Origin of the sequence: Actinobacillus indolicus (assembly GCF_004519515.1) — a bacterium.
Classification (GTDB): Bacteria; Pseudomonadota; Gammaproteobacteria; order Enterobacterales; family Pasteurellaceae; genus Glaesserella; species Glaesserella indolica_A.
Genome location: NZ_CP038145.1, coordinates 1918707 through 1941016 on the forward strand (window position 1 = coordinate 1918707; position 22310 = coordinate 1941016).

At 38.7% G+C, this 22310-nt stretch carries 17 protein-coding genes and 1 riboswitch; of the genes, 14 read left to right on the forward strand and 3 right to left on the reverse strand.

From position 1 onward, the window contains the following. The first annotated feature begins 6 nt into the window (after positions 1–6). Positions 7–705, forward strand: coding sequence for a SanA/YdcF family protein (locus tag EXH44_RS09525; protein WP_162857264.1), 699 nt, complete (start codon positions 7–9; stop codon positions 703–705). A gap of 76 nt (positions 706–781) precedes the next feature. Here EXH44_RS09525 and EXH44_RS09530 read toward each other — a convergent pair whose 3' ends face one another. Continuing rightward, positions 782–2323 carry a Na+/H+ antiporter NhaC family protein gene (locus EXH44_RS09530; protein WP_162857266.1) on the reverse strand — a complete coding sequence of 514 codons (1542 nt, stop codon included), beginning with the start codon at positions 2321–2323 and terminating at the stop codon, positions 782–784. A gap of 125 nt (positions 2324–2448) precedes the next feature. Next, a riboswitch (Lysine riboswitch) is annotated at positions 2449–2618 on the reverse strand. Positions 2619–2845: 227 nt separating this feature from the next. Between EXH44_RS09530 and EXH44_RS09535 the strand changes: the two genes are divergently transcribed. From EXH44_RS09535 to purF, 10 genes are all read left to right on the forward strand, one after another. Beyond that, positions 2846–3256 carry an H-NS family histone-like protein gene (locus EXH44_RS09535; RefSeq protein WP_162857267.1) on the forward strand — a complete coding sequence of 137 codons (411 nt, stop codon included), beginning with the start codon at positions 2846–2848 and terminating at the stop codon, positions 3254–3256. 113 nt (positions 3257–3369) lie between these two features. Next, positions 3370–4206 carry a formyltetrahydrofolate deformylase gene (gene purU / locus EXH44_RS09540; RefSeq protein WP_162857268.1) on the forward strand — a complete coding sequence of 279 codons (837 nt, stop codon included), beginning with the start codon at positions 3370–3372 and terminating at the stop codon, positions 4204–4206. Between the two features lie 75 nt (positions 4207–4281). Continuing rightward, the gene (gene rnhA / locus EXH44_RS09545) at positions 4282–4749 is read left to right on the forward strand and encodes a ribonuclease HI (protein ID WP_208717135.1); all 468 of its coding nucleotides are present in this window, start codon (positions 4282–4284) and stop codon (positions 4747–4749) included. A gap of 228 nt (positions 4750–4977) precedes the next feature. Further along, a complete protein-coding gene (locus EXH44_RS09550; RefSeq protein ID WP_162857270.1) occupies positions 4978–6567 on the forward strand; it encodes an ABC transporter substrate-binding protein in 1590 nt (529 codons plus the stop codon). 170 nt (positions 6568–6737) lie between these two features. Beyond that, positions 6738–7691 (forward strand): ABC transporter permease, encoded by a 954-nt coding sequence (locus EXH44_RS09555; protein WP_135673135.1) that lies wholly within the window; start codon positions 6738–6740, stop codon positions 7689–7691. Next, the gene (locus EXH44_RS09560; RefSeq protein ID WP_162857271.1) at positions 7691–9649 is read left to right on the forward strand and encodes a dipeptide/oligopeptide/nickel ABC transporter permease/ATP-binding protein; all 1959 of its coding nucleotides are present in this window, start codon (positions 7691–7693) and stop codon (positions 9647–9649) included. Before EXH44_RS09555 ends, EXH44_RS09560 begins: the two co-directional genes overlap by 1 nt. Positions 9650–9652: 3 nt before the next feature. Then, on the forward strand, positions 9653–10459 hold the full coding sequence (locus EXH44_RS09565; protein WP_162857273.1) for an ABC transporter ATP-binding protein: 807 nt from the start codon (positions 9653–9655) through the stop codon (positions 10457–10459). Positions 10460–10538: 79 nt separating this feature from the next. Beyond that, on the forward strand, positions 10539–12116 hold the full coding sequence (locus EXH44_RS09570; RefSeq protein WP_162857275.1) for an FAD-binding protein: 1578 nt from the start codon (positions 10539–10541) through the stop codon (positions 12114–12116). Positions 12117–12220: 104 nt separating this feature from the next. Next, a complete protein-coding gene (locus EXH44_RS09575) occupies positions 12221–12721 on the forward strand; it encodes a CvpA family protein (RefSeq protein ID WP_162857277.1) in 501 nt (166 codons plus the stop codon). A 14-nt stretch (positions 12722–12735) separates the two neighbouring features. Next, positions 12736–14250, forward strand: coding sequence for an amidophosphoribosyltransferase (gene purF / locus EXH44_RS09580; RefSeq protein ID WP_162857279.1), 1515 nt, complete (start codon positions 12736–12738; stop codon positions 14248–14250). 196 nt (positions 14251–14446) lie between these two features. On the opposite strand, the gene EXH44_RS11205 is transcribed toward purF, so the two are convergent. Then, positions 14447–15292: an IS256 family transposase, variant Zn-binding type gene (locus EXH44_RS11205; RefSeq protein WP_425266841.1), complete on the reverse strand. Its 846-nt coding sequence runs from the start codon at positions 15290–15292 to the stop codon at positions 14447–14449. Between the two features lie 181 nt (positions 15293–15473). Here EXH44_RS11205 and EXH44_RS09590 point away from each other — a divergent pair, with 181 nt between their 5' ends. The 3 genes from EXH44_RS09590 to EXH44_RS09600 are packed head-to-tail and all read left to right on the forward strand — an operon-like array spanning position 15474 to position 20364. After that, positions 15474–16778: an acetyl-CoA C-acyltransferase gene (locus EXH44_RS09590; protein ID WP_162857281.1), complete on the forward strand. Its 1305-nt coding sequence runs from the start codon at positions 15474–15476 to the stop codon at positions 16776–16778. Positions 16779–16787: 9 nt separating this feature from the next. Next, the gene (locus EXH44_RS09595) at positions 16788–18902 is read left to right on the forward strand and encodes a 3-hydroxyacyl-CoA dehydrogenase NAD-binding domain-containing protein (RefSeq protein ID WP_162857283.1); all 2115 of its coding nucleotides are present in this window, start codon (positions 16788–16790) and stop codon (positions 18900–18902) included. A gap of 40 nt (positions 18903–18942) precedes the next feature. Further along, a complete protein-coding gene (locus EXH44_RS09600) occupies positions 18943–20364 on the forward strand; it encodes a YdgA family protein (RefSeq protein WP_162857284.1) in 1422 nt (473 codons plus the stop codon). 91 nt (positions 20365–20455) lie between these two features. On the opposite strand, the gene ycaO is transcribed toward EXH44_RS09600, so the two are convergent. Further along, positions 20456–22201, reverse strand: a complete 1746-nt coding sequence (gene ycaO, locus EXH44_RS09605; RefSeq protein ID WP_162857285.1) for a 30S ribosomal protein S12 methylthiotransferase accessory factor YcaO — start codon at positions 22199–22201, stop codon at positions 20456–20458. Between the last annotated feature and the right edge of the window lie 109 nt (positions 22202–22310).

A 22310-nucleotide genomic window follows, 5' to 3' on the forward strand; every position in this document is an offset into this window, starting at 1 on the left:
GACATAATGGAAGAATTACAAGTATCGCAACAGACAAATGAAAAAGGGAGTTTTTTGAAAAAACTGTCTAAAGGGTTGTCACGTCTTGTAAGACCGATATTCAGGTTATTTGTTGTGATTTTTATATTGATGCTTGCGATTGATTTTGGTACTGGATATTGGGTTAAAGATCAAATTTATACGGATGCCGAGAAAATCCCGAAACGAGAATATGCAGTTGTTTTAGGTACGGCTAAGTTTTATTTGTCTGGTGCGCCGAATTTATATTATAAATATCGTTTGGAAGCAGCAAAGTCCTTATTTTTGAGTAATAAGGTACATTATTTATTAATGAGTGGAGATAATAAAACCGCCTATTATAATGAACCGAAAATGATGACGACGGATATGCGTAGAATGGGGATTCCATTACAGAATATTAAGCAAGATTATGCGGGATATAATACGTTAGATTCGATCATTCGTGCAGATAAAGTATTTCGTCTTAATGCCTTTACGATTATTTCTCAGCAATTTCATTGTGAAAGAGCATTGTTAATCGCAAAATTTAAAAATATTGATGCAATTTGTTTTGCGGCCAAATATCCTGAAGGGCATTATAAAGTACGTATTCGAGAATTTTTTGCTCGAACTGCAATGGCGGTGAGGTTGTTATTCGGCGCAGATGCTTCAACATTGGAACCGTCTCAAATTATTCAGCCTTAGCAAGCGTTTTATATAGACAAGCGGTCTGTTGTTGTAAAATATTTACCAAAACAGACCGCTTGTTTATTTTGAGAAATTAAGCTTTTATTGCTTTCGATCTAAATACTACAATAAGAACGAGTAGAACTGCAGCTGTTGTTGCAAAAGCGAGTAGAGCAGAGGTTGTAAATCCAAGCACTAAATAACCTACTGCCGAAGCAACTGCGACAGTTATCGCATAAGGTAATTGTGAAGTAACGTGATCCATATGATTACATTGCGCACCTGTAGATGACAGAATGGTGGTATCTGAAATCGGTGAGCAGTGGTCACCACATACTGCACCAGCCATTACCGCAGATAAACATGGTAATAATAGTGCTGGCTCAGCATTGGCCGCCATTGCAGCAGCGATTGGTAACATGATACCGAATGTTCCCCAGCTTGTTCCTGTAGAGAAGGCCATTGCAGCACCTAAGGTAAACAAAATAACAGGTAAAAATGCAGGGTTAATATTGCCAGCAACTAAGCTTGATAAATATTTACCCGTTTGCATATCGCTCACAATACCATTAATTGTCCAAGCGAAGAATAAAATAGTGATAGCACCAAGCATAGACTTAGAGCCAATAGCATAAGATTTAATATAATCGTTGATACTGACTTTTCGACCTAAAACAATCAATACCGTTGCTACAACCAATGCACTTAATCCACCGACAACTAATGAAATACCGACTGTGGTATTTTCAAAGGCGCCTAAGACATCAAAAGGTTTTCCATCGGCTGCTAATGCTTGATTACCGGTATACATCATCATTGAAATTGTTGCGATGATTAACGTAATAATTGGTAAGATAAGATTTAGAACACTCCCTTTTTCTTTTGATGATACAGGGATTTCATCTTCTGGCGTTGATGTGTTTTCTGCAAGTTGTTCAAATCTTTCCATTGAGCCAATGTTGATGGAGAAGTAGGCGACAGCAAAGACTAAAATCATAGAGAAAATAGCGTAAAAATTCATTGCACTCATCGCCATAAATGCGCCTAGCGGAGAGTAACCTGTGATTCCGTAAGTTGCTAATAACCCTGCAATTAAGGTAATAATATAAGCTCCCCAACTTGAAATAGGCATTAAAACACACATTGGTGCGGCAGTAGAGTCAAGGATATAGGCTAATTTAGCTCGAGAAACTTTAAACTTGTCAGTTACTGGTCTTGCAATTGCACCTACAGCCAAACTATGGAAATAGTCATCAATAAAGGTAAAAAATACAAGAGCAGCAGCCATTAATTTTGCACCGCGTTTCCCTTTGATATGTTGTTGGGCCCAATCTGCAAATGCTTTGTTGCTTCCTGAGATACTTAATAGGGCAGTTAAAATACCGAGTAAAAGTAGGAATAAAATAATATTCACATTATTAGCATTTATTCCCTCTTCTTTATAAACAAGTGAAAAAACACTATTTTTGAGATGAATAAATGCATCAACAACATTGCCACCAGCTAGCATAATTGCACCAACAATAATACCGATGCTTAGGGAAAAAATCACTCGGCGTGTGATAATGGCAAGTAGTAAGGCTAAAAGCGCAGGCACAACTGACCATATTGAACTTGAATAATCAACTAGATTCATAAAACCTCTAAGATTGTTTTTTATAAAATAAAATTGCCAAACAAAGAAAGAGATCTACTGGAAAATTTACACTGGAAAAGAGTAAAAGATGATAAGGGAGGGAAGGAAGAAAAACTAGTACCCAGCCTAACAGTAGCACTCCATAGCTTATGCTATGACAGTATCGTTCCTTTCGATAACGATACCAACCAACTAAGATGACGCTTAATTGATTTCGGCGGCTACCCCTTTCTTCTTTTTTCATCGTTTTCCACTCCAAAAGAATACTTATTGCAGTCGCACCTCTACAATTTGTAGGACTTTGCTAGATTACATTAAGATATCGCAGTTGCCAATAGGATAAATGTGAAATAATGAATAAACTAGCGATAATTTATTCATGTGAGATCCGATCTTTGGATAATTTAGATAAGAAATGTGTTTTTATATTTACCAAAAAAATAGATTAGGTTATGATAATTACGGTGGTTTCAATTTTATTGAAAGAGAAATGAAATATTAAAATAACTTTAGGAGAAAAGAATGTCAGATTTATTAAAAACATTATCTAATATTCGTAGTTTACGCGTTTTAGCTCGAGAAGCATCTTTAGAGCAATTAGAATCTATTGCTCAAAAAATCGCTCTTGTTATTGAAGAAAAACAAGAAGAAATTAAAGCTCAAGAAGCAGAAAATGCGAAACGCTTAGCTGGATTAAAGAAATATCAGGATTTATTAGCACAAGATGGCATTTCTGCAGAAGAACTTGTATTATTACTTTCTGGCTCAGCAGTCGAGCGTAAAAAACGTGAACCTCGAGCTCCACGTCCTGCTAAATATAAATATGTTGATGCAAATGGCAATGAAAAAACATGGACAGGCCAAGGAAGAACTCCTCGTGAAATCCAGCTGGCATTAAATTCAGGCAAATCATTAGCTGATTTTGCAATCTAAGTACGGATAAAATAATTACAAAGACCCACATCATTGGTGTGGGTTTTCTTTTATTAGATTATTTACTAAGTCATATTTATTTAATCATTATATTTATAGGTAATAGAAAATATATGGTAGAAAACAAAACCCTTTTAACGGAATGTCCTGACGCGACAGGGTTAGTCGCTAAAATCACTAATATTTGTTATAAGCATCAATTAAATATTGTTAAAAATAGTGAATTTGTCGATAGCGATACTGGACGTTTCTTTATGAGAACCGAATTACAAGGTATTTTTAACGATCAAACATTACTCGCAGATTTACAATTTACTTTACCAGAAGGTTCGAGTTATAAATTAATTACACAAAAACAGAAACGTATTGTGATTTTAGTGACAAAAGAAGCCCATTGTTTAGGGGATATTTTAATGAAAACCTACTATGGTGGTTTAGATGTTGAAATTGCTGCTGTTATTGGTAATCATGATACGTTACGTAGTCTAGCTGAACGCTTTGAAGTACCATTCCATTTAGTCAGTCATGAAGGGTTAACACGTGTAGAGCATGATAAATTGCTCGCGGAAAAAATTGATCAGTACGAGCCTGATTATATTGTGTTAGCCAAATATATGCGCGTATTGAATCCGGAATTTGTAGGGCGTTATCCAAATCGTGTTGTGAATATTCACCACTCATTCTTACCTGCATTTATTGGTGCAAAACCTTATCAACAAGCCTATGAACGTGGTGTTAAAATTATTGGCGCAACAGCACACTTTATTAATAATGAGCTTGATCAAGGCCCAATCATTATGCAAAACGTGATTAATATTGACCATACCTATACCGCTGATGCTATGATGAGAGCGGGACGTGATGTGGAAAAAACAGTATTAAGCCGAGCATTAGAATTAGTGTTAGCGGACAGAGTTTTCGTCTATCAAAATAAAACGGTAGTCATGTAAAATAAGGTGTAAATCTAACCGCTTGTTAAATAAAAAAGGGCATAGCAACCAATTTTGCCCTTTATCTTTATTATAATGATGAAATTAGTTGAAATTTTTACGGATGGTTCCTGTTTGGGAAATCCAGGTCCTGGTGGTATTGGTATTTTATTACGCTATCAAGGCAAGGAAAAACAAATCTCTCAAGGATATTATTTGACTACGAATAATCGCATGGAATTGCGAGCGGTGATTGATGCTTTAAATGCATTAAAAGAGCCGTGTCAGGTACGCTTACATAGTGATAGCCAATATATGAAAAATGGTATCCAAAAATGGATTTTTAATTGGAAAAAAAATAATTGGAGAACGAGTAATAAGACTCCCGTAAAAAATCAAGATTTATGGATAGCATTAGATCAGGCAATGTCTAGCCATCAAGTAGATTGGCAATGGGTTAAAGGGCATTCAGGCCATCGAGAGAATGAAATTTGTGATCAGTTAGCGAAAGCTGGGGCAAATAATCCCGCTTTCGATGATCATGGATATCAACCTGATAATTAGTTTATCTCTCCTTCATTTCGTGAAGTAGATCACAAATGTAAATACTTATCTTGACAATATGTTGACATCACTTTTGTTAGTGTTATGATGTTTTCAATCCATTTTTAGTTTTAATTTTGATAGAAACACTTCAAAATTAAAATTAAATGCGAAACTTTGTGGTTGTTTAAAGTGTGTTGTAGTACACGCAACCATTCAATGAAAACGACACTACTCAAGGAGTCTCATATGACTAAACATTTTGAACACAATGAATCTCGCCGTGGCTTTATGAAGTTAGTAGCTGGAGTTGGTGCTGGTCTTGCATTTTCTGGCTCAATCGGCTCTTTCGCTTCTAAAGCGTATGCAGCGCCTGCAAAAGGCTCAACAATCGAGGCGGGTATTGCGTATCCATTATCAACAGGTTTTGACCCAGCTACATCAAGTGGCGCATCATCATTCGCTGCGAATATGCACTTCTTTGAAGGTTTAGTAGATTTACATCCTGCAACTCGCCAACCATACTTAGCATTGGCTGCGAAAGAACCTGAACAAATTGATGATGTCACTTGGCGTGTGACACTTCGTGATGGTGCAACTTTCCACGATGGTAAACCAGTCACAACAGCGGACGTTGTTTACTCTTATGAGCGTGTTTTAGATCCTGCGAAAGCATCTTTATTTGCACAATTCATCCCATTCATTGAATCTGTAAAAGCAGTTGATGAGAAAGTGGTTGAATTTAAACTTAAATATCCATTCTCTATCTTCAAACTTCGTTTAGGTATCGTGAAAATCGTTCCTAAACACGTTGTTGAAGCTGTTGGTCAAACCACATTCGATGCAAACCCAGTGGGTTCAGGTCCATATAAATTCGTTTCTGCAGTGAAAGATGACCGTATTGTGTTTGAATCTTACGATGCATACAACGGCCCATATCCTGCACGCGTTGAGAAAATGAGCTGGTTCTTACTCAATGATGATGCTGCTCGTGTAACAGCTCAAGAATCTGGCCGTACACAAGCGATGGAAAGCGTTCCATATTTAGATGCAGAGCGCTTAAAACGTAAAGGTGCTGTCGAATCTGTGCAATCATTCGGTTTATTATTCTTAATGTTTAACTGTAAGAAAGCTCCGTTTGATAATCCAAAAGTACGTCAAGCATTGCACTATGGTTTGGATACACAAAAACTTATTGATGTGGTATTCCTTGGTAATGCAAAAGCGGCAACGTCTTATGTACAAGATACACACCCTGACTATGTTAAAGCAGCTAGCCAATATGACTATGATCCAGCAAAAGCAGCTGCATTATTAAAAGAAGCAGGTCTTGATAAATTAGAGTTCCAATTACTTTCAACTGACCATTCTTGGGTGAAAGAATGTGCGCCGTTAGTCCTTGAATCTTGGAATAAAATCCCAGGTGTTAAAGTAAGCTTACAACACTTACAATCTGGCGCATTATATGGCGGCCACGTAGATAAAGGCTTATATGAAGTTGTTATGGCACCAGGTGACCCATCAGTATTTAGTAATGACTTAGACTTATTATTAAGCTGGTGGTACCGTGGTGATGTATGGCCGAAAAAACGTTTTGGCTGGTCTGACACACCTGAGTATGCTCAATTACAAGAGTTACTTGATGCAGCAATTAAAGCGAAAGCCCCAGCAGATGCGAAAGCAGCTTGGGAAAAAGCAATTAACATCATTGCTGAACAAGTTCCACTTTATCCGATCGTTCACCGTAAATTACCGACCGCTTGGAATGATAAATCTCTAGATGGATTCCAACCAATTCCAACAACAGGTCTTTCATTTATCGGTGTCGGCCGTAAATAATCTATCATATTCCCCTTCGCTATGAAGGGGAATAGAGGTCTTTCCTTTGGAAATTTTCACAAGCGGAGAGATTCACTTAAAAATTTGCAAATTATTTGAGTAATCTATCCGCTTGTTCTTTATATAACTATAACCTATCCCACTAACCTTTCTTGTAGTCGGAGAAAAAAATGGAAATCGTACTTCGTCTGTTACTACGTCGATTAATGGCTCTCCCCATTATGATGCTTGGCGTTAGTGCATTAGTTTTTATTATCTTACAATTTACACCAGGAGATCCTGCAACAGTTGCTCTAGGGGAAAGTGCAAGTGAAGCAGCAAAAGAGCTTTATCGTGAACAACACGGCTTAAATGATCCTGTCATTGTGCAATATTTCCGTTTTATCGGTAATGTATTAGTGCTCGATTTTGGTATGACAACACCGCCAGAACAGCCAATTACATCACTTATCGGTAAAGCATTCCCATTAACTTTACAACTTACCTTTATTGGTGTGTTCCTTGCTGCGATCATTTCTTTCTCGCTCGGCGTTGTTGCTGCGCTTTACCGTGATCGTTTCGCAGATCAAGTTATTCGTTTACTTTCTGTAGCAGCCGTTGCGACACCTTCATTCTGGTTAGGTATCTTATTAATTCAGTGGTTTTCTCTTGAATTAGATTGGTTACCATCTGGCGGTTTTACCCCATTTAGTGAAAGTGTCAGTGGTTATGTGAACTCAATGATTTTACCTTCACTCGCATTAGCTATCCCTGTGTGTGCATCACTTATTCGTGTTGTGCGTACATCAATGGTAGAAGAAATGGACAAGGACTATGTTCGTACTGCGATTGGTAATGGTGTTCCTTATTCAACCGTTATTCGTCATAACGTATTACGCAATGCCTTAATTACACCTGTGACCGTATTAGGTTTACGTGTAGGTTACTTATTAGGTGGTGCAGTTGTTATTGAGCAGATTTTTGACTTACCAGGTATGGGAAAACTCATCTTTAACGGTATCGTAAATCACGATTTACACCTAGTTCAAGGGGTAGTCTTAACTATCGCATTTACCTTTGTATTGGTGAATATCATTGTGGATATTCTGTACTTATTAATTAACCCTAAAATTCGGAGTTTATAATGTTTCGCCAAGGATTAGCTGATAGACTTGCTTCAGGCGGAGCAAGATTTAGAGCCTTACCAACCAGTTCAAAAATCGCCTTATGTTTCTTAGTCTTTATTGCTTTGGTTGCTATTTTTGCACCAGCGGTAGCAAGCTATGATCCATTACAAACCTTAAGACCTGTACAAGCGCCAAGTAGTGAATATTTCTTCGGAACTGACCGCTTGGGTCGTGATATTTTCTCTCGTATGGTTTACGGTGCAAGAACCTCTCTCTTTATCGGTTTAGGTGCAGTGGGACTTGCGATTGTACTTGGAAGTATCCTTGGTGCAACCGCAGCAACAGCCGACAAACTAGGTAATGAAGTGATTATGCGCTGTATGGATATTCTTATGGCGTTCCCAGGAATTGCGTTAGCTGCTGTACTACTTGCTACTTTAGGTAACACCGTTCCGGTGATTATCTTAGCTATTGCGATTGTATATACACCGCAACTTGCCCGCGTGGTACGTGCAAACGTAGTTTCTCAATGGGAAGAAGACTATGTTCGTGCAGAACGTGTGATTGGCGGTAGCCGTACTTATATCTTACTCAAACACGTGGTTCGTAATACTGCTGCTCCTGTCCTTGTTTTCGCAACGGTTATGGTGGCAGATGCTATCGTATTAGAGGCATCTCTCTCATTTTTAGGCGCAGGTGTTCCACCACCATTCCCATCTTGGGGGAATATCTTATCAGAAGGTCGTAACTTAGTTTTAAGTGGCTTCTGGTGGGCAACAACCTTTGCTGGTTTAGCAATTCTCTTAACGGTATTATCGCTCAACATTCTTTCTGAAGGTTTAACTGATGCGTTAGTCAATCCAAAACTTAAACGTAGCCCAACTACTGCGAATAAAGAAGATGTATCAAAACCGCTTTCAACGGATGTACAAGAAGCGATGGCAGAAAGTCTTGCATTAAAACGCTACTTGCTTAAATTACACGAGAAAGAAGGTACTCGCACAGACCGTATGCAATTAAACCCAAATGCAAAACCGATTTTGCAGGTGAAAAATCTCTCAATCCGTTTCCCAAATCGTTATGGCGATATTCCACTTGTCGATAATATCAGCTTTACCGTTAACGAAGGCGAAACAATGGGATTAGTGGGTGAATCTGGTTGTGGTAAATCTATCTCTGCCTTCTCAATTATGGGATTATTGCCTTCAACAGCAAAAATTACAGGGGAAATTCTCTTTACCGACCGTGCAGGTAACCAACACGATCTCTTAAAAACCGATAAGCTCAACGAATTGCGTGGACACGAGATCTCTATGATCTACCAAGATGCCTTAAGTGCATTAAACCCATCAATGCGTATCAAAGATCAAATGGCACAACTTATCAGCCGTGGTGGTAAACAATCAGCAGAAACCTTATTAAAATGGGTAAAACTCGATCCAGAGAAAACCTTAAACCGCTACCCACACGAACTCTCGGGTGGTCAGCGTCAGCGTGTATTGATCGCAATGGCATTGGCGCGTGAACCAAAATTACTCATCGCTGATGAGCCAACCACAGCCCTTGACGTAACCGTTCAAGCCGAAGTAATTAAATTGCTCAACGAATTGCGTGAAAAACTTGGCTTTGCAATGGTGTTCGTGAGCCACGACCTTGCATTAGTCGCACAAATGGCACACCACATCACCGTAATGTATGCAGGACAAGTAGTGGAAATGGCACCGACTTCATCGTTATTGTCTAACCCAACGCATGAATATACACGTGGTTTACTCGGTTCTGTACTTTCAACGGAATGTCGTGCAGAGCGTTTATATCAAATCCCAGGTAGTGTTCCGTCACCGTTTGATTTTGCGAAAGGCGACCGCTTTGCAAGCCGTTCATTACGTCCAGATGCAAATCCAAATCAACGCTTGAAACTTGTACCTGCAAGCGACAACCAGAAACACCTTTGGGCTTCACATTTGGAGGGATAAACAATGAGTATGAAACCATTAAAAGAACAGCCTATCATTGAATTAGAGAACATTGTTGTACAGTTCCCATCTCGTGATGGCACGATGTTTAACCCGAAAAAATTCACCGCAGTGGGTGGTGTTAGCTTAGAAGTGAGAGCGGGAGAAACCGTAGGCTTAGTAGGTCAATCAGGTTGTGGTAAATCCACATTAGCGAGTGTGATTATTGGTTTGCAAAAACCAACATCAGGCACGGTGAAATTCAACGGCTTACAGATGAAATATGGTAGCTCTGAAGCACGTAAACAGTTTGGTCGCCAAGTTTCAGTGATTTTCCAAGACCCAGCAACGGCACTAAACCCTCGTATGCGTGTATTAGACATTCTCCGAGATCCAATGGATATTCACAACGTGCTACAACCGCACGAACGTGAAAAACGTGTTTACGAGTTACTCTCTCGTGTTGGTTTACCGCGTTCGGCCGCACTTGTTGAGCCAACCCGTTTATCCGGTGGACAAAAACAACGTGTTGCGATTGCCCGTGCGTTAGCGTTAAATCCAAAACTGATTGTTGCAGATGAACCAACCTCAGCACTTGACGTATCTGTTCGTGCACAGGTACTAAACCTGTTAGCCGATCTGAAAAAAGAGTTAAATCTTGCGATGGTGTTTATCTCTCACGATTTACAAACCGTCCGCCAAGTTTCAGATAGAATTGTGGTAATGAATGGTGGATTAATTGTTGAGCAAGGTAATGCTGCCGATGTCTTCGACACACCAAAAGAAGAGTACACCAAAATTTTATTAGATGCAGCGCCGTCATTGCTCTAATAGACAATAAGTTAGACAAGCGGTAAGATTTTGCAAATAGTTTGCAGAAGCTTACCGCTTGATTTTTTTAGGTACAATTATGATCTCTATTTCACACCAAATCCAAACCGATCTTCTTATTGTTGGTGGCGGTATCGCAGGGCTTGCGTGCTGTGCTGAGGCAAAGGCTCAGGGTATTCAAGCAACATTAATTACCAAAGCCCCTATCGGCAGTGGCGCGAGTTTTTTTCCGTTGAAAGCGACGCTCGGTATTCAGGTAACGGGCGAGCAACAGGATAAAGCTCTCTTTCAAGAAGATATTGAGCGTGTTGCACAGGGAATGAATAACCCGAAAATTGTGCAAGCCTATATTGAAGATTCGCCACAGGCGATTGAGCTATTAGAACGTATCGGTTTTAAACCTTGGAAACGTAATGACAATCGCCCCGCTTGTTTTGCGAAATATCCACGCCCGATTTATTTGATTAATCAGTGGCGAGAAGCAGCAGAAAGAGCAAGGCAGATTATCAAAGAGCAGGGGACGACAGTCTATGAAGATGCGACGCTGTTACATATTGTCAGCGATAATCAGCAAGTTCAAGGGGCGCTGTTTTCCTATAAAACAAGCGGTGAGATCCGCTATGTGTTTTGCAAAACCAGCCAAATTATTTTAGCGACAGGGGGTATTGCAGGGCTGTATAAAGATAACCTATATCCAGCCGACGTGATTGGTTCAACGCACGCCATTGCTGAACGAGCAGGGGCAAGGCTGACCAACTTAGAATTTATCCAGTTTATCCCTGCGTTTGTTGAACCTAAGTATAAAGTGCTGTTTGGAGAGCATACTTTAAAATATGTCAGTAAAGTGACTGACAGCCAAGGGCGAGATCTGTTTCCACACCTTTCACCACAGCAGTTTCAACAGATGATGACCGAACGCAGTGATTATGCCCCTTTTAGCATTGATTTTCCTTGCGTTGAGTTTGATTTAGTGATGATGAAGCATTTGCTTGAACACCCAGAAGATAAAGGCATTTATCTGCACTATTCCCCTGAGCTTTATCAAGATCAAACGGAATTTTACACCGTGTATTTAAGTTGGTTGGAGCAAGAAGTTGGAATTAACCTTGTACGAGATAGGGTTGCGATTACGCCATTTGCTCACAGTTGTAACGGCGGTATTGTGATCGATGAATTTGCCGAAAGTGAAGTGAAAGGGCTTTTTGCCGTAGGCGAAGTTTCTTCTTGCATTGAAGGGGCGAACCGTTTAGGTGGCAATTCTGTCGGGGGGAGTTTGGTTTTTGCTAAACGAGCAATCCAACGGATTTTGCAAAATTTAGCGGAAAACCGACCGCTTGTAAGCCATGATATATGCATGGAGAACATAAAACAGTTTTTCTTATCGTTAGAGAACTCAAAGGGTGATAAAATGCTGACGGCAAGCGAAGTGTTAACGACGATTCGTTCTCAAATGGCGACGTTTGCCAATGTATATCGAACGCAAGAAAATCTTGAAAAATTATCTCAAGTATTGATTGGGTTAGAACAACGTTATTGCCCTCTTGAACATCATGCCTATCAAGGCATCGAAATTTACCATGCACTTAAAGCCGCACAAGGCGTGGTAAAAGCGATGTTGAATAGGAAAGTGAGTTTAGGAGCGCATTATATTGTTTGATGTCGTCTATTTTTTCACAAACTGTTGAAAAATGGACTACGCAAACGTTTTCTTTTTTTGTAAAATAGTGTCCGTTTAATGCCGAAAGGCATTCGAGGTTATTTATGGTTGATGCAGTTATCATCGGAATTATTGTTTTTTCTTTACTCGTAAGTCTTTGGCGTGGGTTTGTGAGCGAAGTCCTTTCTCTAGCAGGATGGGTTATCGCTTTTTTTGTTGCAAGCAAGTTTTATCCTTATCTAAGTGGGTATTTGCTACAAATCGATTCTGTTTATATTCAAAACTCTGAATATTTGCGTAATGGTATTGCAGCAGGGATTTTATTTCTTGCCGTGTTAATTCTGTGTGCATTGATTAATGCACTCATCTCGCAATTAGTGGATAAAACAGGATTAACGGGTACAGACCGTGTTTTAGGGGCAGCCTTTGGCGTATTGCGTGGTGTCTTTATTGTTGCTGCAATATTGTTCTTCCTAGATACATTTACCGCATTCAGCCAAAGCGAATTATGGAAAGAATCACAACTGATTCCACACTTTGATTTCATTGTGAAGTGGTTCTTTGAACAGCTACAAGCCAATTCCAGTTTTTTAAAATCTAGTTAAGCAAAGAGGTTATTATGTGCGGCATTGTTGGGATTATTGGTCAAACGCCTGTTAATCAGGCGATTTACGATGGACTTACGTTATTACAGCATCGTGGGCAAGATGCTGCAGGGATTGTGACGATCGACGATGAAAATCGATTCCGCCTACGTAAAGCGAATGGATTAGTCAGCGATGTGTTTCGTCAAGAGCATATGTTACGTCTACAAGGAAATGTCGGCATTGGTCATGTTCGTTACCCAACAGCTGGCAGTTCAAGTGTTTCAGAAGCACAACCTTTCTATGTTAATTCTCCTTATGGTTTAACCTTGGTTCATAATGGTAATTTAACCAACAATGCCGAATTAAAGCAGTTGCTTTTTACATTAGCTAAGCGCCATGTGAATACCAACTCTGATTCAGAATCTCTTCTCAATATTTTTGCTTACTATCTTGATCAATATCCCCAAGTCCCACTCACTCCTGAAAATGTGTTTGAAACCGTACGTAAAACAAATGAAGTGATTCGTGGTGCTTATGCTTGTTTAGCGATGATTATTGGACATGGCATGGTGGCATTTCGAGATCCACTTGGTATCCGACCGCTTGTACTGGGTAAACGTGAAGTCGAAGGTAAAACCGAATATATGTTCGCTTCAGAAAGTGTAGCGCTTGATGTTGTGGGTTTCGATTATGTTCGTGATGTGCAACCAGGTGAAGCAATTTATGTGACATTTGATGGACAATTTTATTCAGAAATCTGTGCAAACCATGCGAAGTTAAACCCCTGTATTTTTGAATATGTCTATTTTGCACGCCCAGATTCTGTAATTGATGGTGTGTCTGTCTATGCTGCTCGTGTTCACATGGGTAAGTTTTTAGGTGAAAAAATTGAAAAAGTGTGGACTGATGTATTAGATGAGATTGATGTTGTTATTCCTATTCCAGAAACTTCAACGGATATCGCATTACAAATTGCGAATGTACTTAAAAAACCGTATCGACAAGGCTTTGTGAAAAATCGCTATGTAGCTCGTACTTTTATTATGCCAGGTCAAGCACAACGCCGTAATTCTGTTCGTCGTAAATTAAATGCCATTGCCTCTGAATTTAAAGGGAAAAATGTGTTATTGGTAGACGATTCTATTGTACGTGGTACAACATCAGAACAAATCGTTGAAATGGCACGTCATGCAGGGGCTAAAAAAGTCTATTTTGCGTCTGCTGCACCTGAAATTCGTTATCCAAATGTGTACGGTATTGATATGCCAACTTGTGAAGAACTCGTGGCTTATAATCGTACGGTAGAGGAAGTGGCGGAAATAATTGGTGTCGATCGTCTGATTTTCCAAGATCTTTCAGCATTATTCAAATCTGTTCAAATTGAAAACCCTAATATTCATCATTTTGATGCATCGGTCTTTACTGGGGAATATATTACAGGTGATGTGAGTGTTGAGTATTTAAATGCCATTGCCAAAGCACGTAATGATAAAGCGAAGACAGCACAAGCTAAGCAAGCGACTAATTTAGAAATTCATAATGAATAGGTAATCTGTTATTAGTTGTTAGGCATAGTAGACAAAATGGTTGCTAATTTCGTGAAAACTATGCCTATATGACAAAGTGGTTGCTAATGAATATTTTTAATTATTCTTAGCAACTCTTTTTATTTAAAAAATCCTTTATAAACATAATCTTATGCCTTTTCGTTAATCCTGCATGATGCGATAATTTTTCCTTTAGTTATCCAAATAAGTTTTCAAGTCTATTTGTCGTTTTTTCGATATTTAAATCGCCATACTTTTCATAGGTAAATAAATAATCCATATAACGTTTAAAACTATGATAAGCACTTCTTACATTCCGATGTTTATAAGGATAATAGCCCTTTTCATTCGGTTTATCTGACCGTTCTTCTAAAAACGCTTTATGTTTTAAATACCAATGATGTAATCGTAAATAGAAGTCTTTTTTAGCGCTCTGTTTAAGTGTCAATGCAATGATTTTTAATTCTTTTCCTGCCATAGATTGATGCTTTTTTCGTAGCGCTCTCATCACAATAGCTACCATATGAAAATGGCACATTTGCGTCGGTGTATTCAATAAATCTTTCAATAAACCCCGTCTGCCGTCGCAGGTAATTGATTGAATTTTATAGCCTTTCATGCGAAGTGAATTAAACGCTATCCTATAATAAACATCTTTTTCCGTTTTGATGACACGATGGTAAACCACTTTTTTAGAAAGCGAATCCATCAGGACTAAAATACCAAATTCACGACCAAAGAAGGTGGTATCCGCAATAATATTCAAATAACGTGATAGTGGTGGATTTAATGCTGTTTTAGGGGCTTTTTCGAGATATCTTTGAATTGTTCTAATTGAACAATGATATTTTTCGGCAAGTTGTTTATAGGTTTGTTTTCCTATTGAATAATCATTCCAAATATTTATTGGATTTAATTTCTTTTTAAGGGTAAATGTTTTATTACAGGCATTGCATTTATAGCGTTGAATATTATTTCTTATACCATGTTTGCGAATGTCGCTACTGTGGCAAAAATGACATTTTTTTGGTTCATAATTCAAAAAAGTGGCTTAAAGCCCGTAATATAAGGCTTTAAGCCACTTTTTAGCAACCATTTTGTCTACTATGCCAGTTGTTATATAAGGCGAGAATTAGCTCGCCTTTTCTTTTGCCTATGCATAGGCATTTAGAGATAAGCATGATAGAATCCGTACAATTTTTTCTCTTCTTTTAGTATTATACATGGCTAAACAAAATCTTCTCACCGCACAGGGCGAGCGTGTTGCAATTGTTGCAGGATTACGAACCCCATTTGTGCACCGCGATACTGGATTTAAGTCTTCCTATGCAACAGATTTAGGCACAATGGTGACCAATGAGTTACTCAGCCGGACAGCACTTGAACATCATCATATTGAACAATTAGTGTTTGGTCAGGTGATTCAGCAACCAGATATTCCAAATCCATCCCGTGAAATTGCTCTTGCATTAAATATGCCTTATTTACAGGCTTATACCTTAAGTAGCTCTTGTCTTTCTGGTTTACAAGCTTTAGTGAATGTGGCGGGTAGTATTGTAAGCGGATCTATTTCTGTAGGAATTGCAGGTGGAACAGACTCTATTTCTAATGCGCCTTTCAGTATTAGTCCACGAGTCCTTCATAAATTAAAAGCCATTTTTAATGCACCAACCTTAGACGATAAATATCGTTTATTCCGTGAATTTTCTTGGCGTGATTTAAAACCTCATGGTGTGAATTTAAAAGATTATATGACTCAAATGTCAGTAGCTGAAATTTCAGAGCAAATGGCACAACAGCATCATATTAGTCGTGAAGCACAAGATGAATATGCCCGTTATTCTCATGAAAAAGCACAAAATGCTTGGAAATTAGGATTACTTAAAGATGAAGTGATGCCATCTTTCCCTCGTCCCTATTCGGATTTCGTGGTCTCGGATACCTTAATATCTGCCGCGACAAAATCCTCCTATTATGAGAAATTCTCGCCATTAATGAATAAAAATTATGCCACGGTGACAGAAGCAAATATGCCACGACCTGTGGATGGTGCAGCCGCTGTATTACTGATGAGAGAACAAAAAGCGAAAGAATTGGGTTTAGAGCCTTTAGGTTATATTCGCAGCTATGCTATTACGGGCAATGACATTTGGCAGAATATGTTTATGGGGGCAACGGTAGCAAGTCATCTAGCCTTAGATCGTGCAAATCTCTCACTACAAGATTTAGACTACATTGATATTCATGAAACCTCTGCAAGCCAAATGTTAGTCAATATGAAATTGTTTGGTTCAGATGATTTTGCAAAAAATCAATTAAATCGTACCGCTTGTATTGGTGAAATTGATCCAGCTAAATTGAATCATCTTGGCGGTTCAATTGCGTTTGGTAATCCACGTGCGGCGACCAGTTTGCGTATTCTCATTCAATCCCTAAAAGCCTTAAAACGCAAAGGGGGAGGCTTATCATTAGTTGCTTCTAGCGGTTTAGGTGGTTTAGGTTCAGCCATGATTTTGGAAAGCGAGTAAGGAAAATATATGACAACAGAAGAACGCATTTCTCCGTTTCAGGTAGAGATTGATAATAATCAGATTGCCATTGTCCGTATTGATGTACAAGGTAAAACAAAAAACTGGCTTCCAGAGCAATTCGTCGAAGATTTACGTGATGTAATTGGTTCAATTATTTATCAACAAGCACAAGGTGTTATTTTTGTTTCAGGTAAGAAAAAAGGCTTTATTCAAGGTTACGATCCTGAATACTTACGTAATAAAACCGATGAGCAACTAAAAACACTCTCGAATAATGCACAGTTAGTGATGCGTGAAATTAATACGCTCAAGATGCCTGTGGTAGCCGTGATAGATGGAGGATGCTTTGGCATTGGTTTAGAGTTAGCGTTAGCCTGCGATTATCGTATTGCAAGCGAAGAAAGCTATACCAAATTTGCCATGCCACAGATTCGTTCAGGCATCTTACCTTTTGCGGGAGGAACGCAACGTTTACCTCGATTAGTGGGGCTACAAAATGCGGTAACAATCTTGTTATCAGGTCAAAAAATTGGGGTAGAAAAAGCGTTAAAAATTGGTTTAGTAGATAAATTAATTCCAGCAAGTAATTTATTTGAAACGGCATATCACTTATTACTTAATCGTAAAGTGCAAAAAATTGACCATAAGAACCCGCTTGATAAAGTAAAAAAATGGCGTAAACAGATCGAAGGCAATTTATTTATTCGTCATAAATATTTAGATCATGTTGAAAATCGTGTTTGGGATAAGGCGTTTGGCAATTATCCAGCGGTTGTCAAAATGCTTGAATTATTGAAAGAGCCTCATTTTAAAGCAGGGCTTGCGTTAGAACAGTCTGCGTTGGTGGAATTATTTCATACAGAACAAGCACAAGTTTTAATGAATTTAAAACAAGCTGAAAGATCAATGAAAGAGCAATATGAATATCTAGCTCAAATAAAAGATATTCAGCAAGTGACGGTGCTAGGCAGTGGTTACATGGGAGCAGGTATTGCTTATTTAACAGCAAATAATGCCCAAATCCCAGTCAGAATTAAAGATATTCATCCTTCTGAAATTCAAAAAGCACTACAAATGTGTTATGGCTTGATGCAAAAAGCCATGAGTAAAAAGCAACTTAGCCATGGTGAAATGATTCAGCGAATGAATTTAATTACCGGTGGCGAACGTTTAGTTGCAGCAAAATCGACAGACTTTATTGTTGAAGCAGTATATGAGAAATTAGAACTGAAACAGCAAATGGTCAGAGAAAGTGAAGCTTACTACAATGAAAATGCCATTTTTGCGACCAATACTTCTACTTTCTCGATCAAAGAGATTGCCTCTGTTGCAAAACGTCCAGAAAACGTGATTGGTTTTCACTATTTTAGTCCTGTAACTAAGCGTCAGATGGTGGAAATTATTCCTCATGAAACGACAAGCCAAAAAGCGATTGCGACGGCAATTCATTTTGCGATTCAACAAGGTAAAATTCCAATGTTGGTGGCAGATAAAGAGGGATTCTTCATTAACCGTATCTTAACGCCATTCTTATTAGAAGCGATAGAGTGCTTATCAGAAGGCGAAGGCATTGAGTTTATCGATCGCTCTTTACAAGAATTTGGTTTTAAAATTGGGCCACTTGCGATGATCGATGATATTGGATTAGATATTATTGTGAAGTCAAATCCAGCGATGATAGAGCAACTTGGGAAACGCTTTGCTTTACCAAGTAGCATACCGAGTTTGATGGTAGATGATCGTAAAGGTAGAAAAAATAAACGTGGATTCTATCTCTATGATTCAAAAGGCCAGCGGACTCAAGAAGATAAGAGTATTTATCACACGATGGAAACCATTATGCGTAATGAGTTGGAAGCACAAGAAATCGCACGCCGTTGCGTATTACGTATGATCAATGAAGCTTGTTGGTGTTTACAAGATAATGTGATTCGTTCAACAGACGAAGGGAATGTGGCTTCTGTATTAGGTTTTGATTTCCCTGATTTCCGTGGAGGTATCTATGCATACATTGAAAAAGTGGGCGCAAAAGAGATAGTTCATCAGTTGCGTAAGCATGCACAACGCTATGGGGAACGCTTTACCCCTTGCGACTGGTTAGTTGAAAAAGCACAAGCATAATTTTTTATTTCATCTTAATTTATTTACATAAGGATAATATATGAAGTTAACGAAAGTGGCAGGAGCTGTAGTTGCTGTTGTTGGGACGGTTGCCGTTGGTGGTAGTTGGTATACTGGGCAACAAGTTGAGCAAAAGTATCAAGAGTTTATTCAAATAGGGAATAACAATTTAAAACATTTAGGTGCTTATGGCATAACGGCTGAAATTAAAGATGTGCAATTTACGCGCCATTTTTTCAGTTCGGATGTTAAATATACATTAGAAGCCCAATTCGATGGGAAAACTTATGCTCTTAAAGGTGATGATAAATTATTTCATGGGCCATTGCCGTTAAACCGTTTATCTAAAGGTAATCTAGTACCTGTGTTAGCCAGTGTAGAAAATAACATTCAGCTTCCAGAAAATCTTAAAGTCTATTTTAATAACCAAGATAAACTGGGTGAAGGGAAGTCTGATATTAGTTATTCAGGTGCTACAAAAGGTGAATTTAAAATTAACCCGATCAAAATTGCTGAAGATGATAAAGGAAGTTTAGCATTATCAGAATCAAACTATATTTATGCTTATGATCCGGCATCAAAAAAATCGGAATTTGAAGTTAAATTAGACAATGTAAAATGGGTTGATATTGAAAAGATCGAAACAGACCTTCAAGGATTAAGTTATAAATTGAATACCGTTTCGGATAATCAATATCCATTGTTAGCACTGGGCGAATATACTGCATCAATTAAGCAACTTAGAATCAAAGATAATGAAGAATCATCTTTTGCGATGTCATTTAATAACTTTAGCAGTACCGGTAAATCAAACCTTCAGAAAGATCGTGTCATTTCTTCAGGTGATGGTAAAGCAGAAATTGAGCTACAAAAAGCGGATACAAAACTGAAATTAGGTCAGTTTAATATGGATCTATTTATGGATGTCGATGCTCAGGGAATGAATGATCTCACGCCATATTTGAGTTCGCCTGATAAATTAGCATCAGAAGAGGCGGGGCAAATTGTTCAATCTATTTTAATGAAATCGCCTAAACTCGAAGTAAAAAATTTGAGCATTGAAAATGAAAAAGGGAAAAACAATTTATCTTTAAATATCAGTTTAGAGAATTTTGATCCAAACAAAATCGAGAGTTTTGATTCGATGCTCAAAATTTTCAAAGCATCGCACTTAGATGCGAAATTAAATATCCCTTCTCTTGAGGAATTAGCCACACAGATGAATGAAATGGATGGCGCAGCTAAAGAAGAAGCTACACAACAGGCTAAATTAACGATTGAAGAACTGGCTAATCAAGCCAAAGCAAGCACTTTAGCGGAAGTGGATAACGAAAACATTAAAATGAAGTTAACCATTGATCAAGGTAAGGTGAATTTGAATGGTCGTGATGTACCAGAGGAAGAAGTTCAAGGGGCATTATTTATCTTGATGCTTGGGCTGAGTTCAATGGGAATACAGTAAGCACTTACAAGCGGTCAGTTCTTGAAGATTTTTTGCAAAGAACACTATACCTCAAAAGCATAAAAAAGGGCGTAATTTACGCCCTTTTCCATTATTTCACTTTTTGAAGCTTACGATATGCAGCCAACAATTTTTGATGAGCCTGCATATTTTCAAGACTCTCATCAGAACCGCTTAAGCCGTGGAACGGATTGCCACCTTGGACTGCCGACCACGCAAAATCTACGGTTTCTTTACCATACATTTTGTTAAATACCATACGATATTGTTCCGGTTCACGTGTTTCATCTAAGAATAATTCAATCGACTGAATTAAACAACGGTAGTAGTTGTTACGCTCTGCCGAGAAAACCGAAGCATTCATATCTGCCGTCCAGTTTGCCCATTCTAGTGCTTCTTCAAGATTGCCTAAGGCAAGGTGTAACATTGATTTTAACTCGCCGATACGCAAGGTTTGTAAGGCTGAGCCTTTTTCTGCCACCACGCCGATAAACTCACGCACACGGGTCATATCGTCAATGCTTTGTTCGTCCAATTCGTCCAGTAACTCTTGGTAGGTTTCTTGATCGTGGTGGAAATATGGCAAGTCGAGCAAAATCTCACGCCATTCCATACCCATATTGTTGTTTGCATAAATTAAGTCGTCTGACGGATAGATATTTGACATTCCCGGGGCAAGAATACGGCAAGCGTAAACGCCTAAATGTTCGTAATCCATAATATAGACTTCTTGTTTATGCTTATTGAAGATTGCCATTAAGTTGGCAAATTCTTGTTCTGTCGTGCCTGAAAAATCCCAGTGAACGAAATCATAATCCGCTTCAGATTTGAAAAGATCCCACGAAATCAGACCGCTTGAGTCAATGAAGTGAGTTTCAAGGTTAGCGTGATCCGCCACATCTTCATTATTAAATGAAGGCGGTGCGAAAACATCTAGATCTTTCAAGCTACGACCTTGTAATAATTCGGTTACGGTACGCTCAAAAGCGACTTGGAAATTCGGGTGCGCACCGAAAGAAGCAAAGCAAGTACCGTTGTTTGGATTGAGTAAGATCACACAAATCACAGGGAATTCACCGCCGAGTGACGCATCGTAGCAGAGGATCGGGAAGCCTTCTTGTTCTAATTTTTCGATAGAGGCTTTGATTGTCGGGTAGCCGTCAATCACACTTTGTGGAATTTCTGGCAGGCTAATCGCTTCTGTGATAATGCGGTTTTTCACAAAACGCTCAAACACTTCCGATAAGCCTTGTACACGAGCTTCGTTTTTGGTGTTACCGGCAGACATACCATTCGATACGAATAAGTTACCGATGATACTTTGTGGAATATAGACCGTTTGACCGTCGGATTGACGGGTATAAGGCAACGCCACGATACCACGATCGGCATTGCCCGATTGTAAATCGATCAATAAATCAGGGGTTAAATCACCATGAGGGTCAAAGTAGTTACGTAAGAATGGATCTAAAATTCCTTTTGGCAGAGTTTCTTCATCTTCGATTTCAAACCATTTTTCACTTGGATAGTGAACAAATTTGCCTTCGGCAATCTCTTTGCCTAAATAGAAATCCGCCCAGAAATAATTGGTCGATAAACGTTCAAAATACTCCCCTAACGCAGAAGCTAATGCCGCCTTTTTGCTTGCCCCTTTACCGTTTGAGAAACATTGTGGGCAGTCCGCATCACGAATATGTACCGACCATACATTTGGTACAGGGTTGAGCCATGAGGCTTCTTCAATATTAAAGCCTAAGTTTTTCAACTTCGTTTGGAATTTTTCGATACTTTCTTCAAGGGCAGCATCTTTACCCGTAATAAAGGTTTTTTCAGTCATGATTTTTTTCTCTTTGTACAAAATGGCGTGCAGACTATCAAATTCTTGCCGTAAATCAAACAATAGATCAGCTTTTGCAAAAAAAATTCACAATCTGACCGCTTGTTTA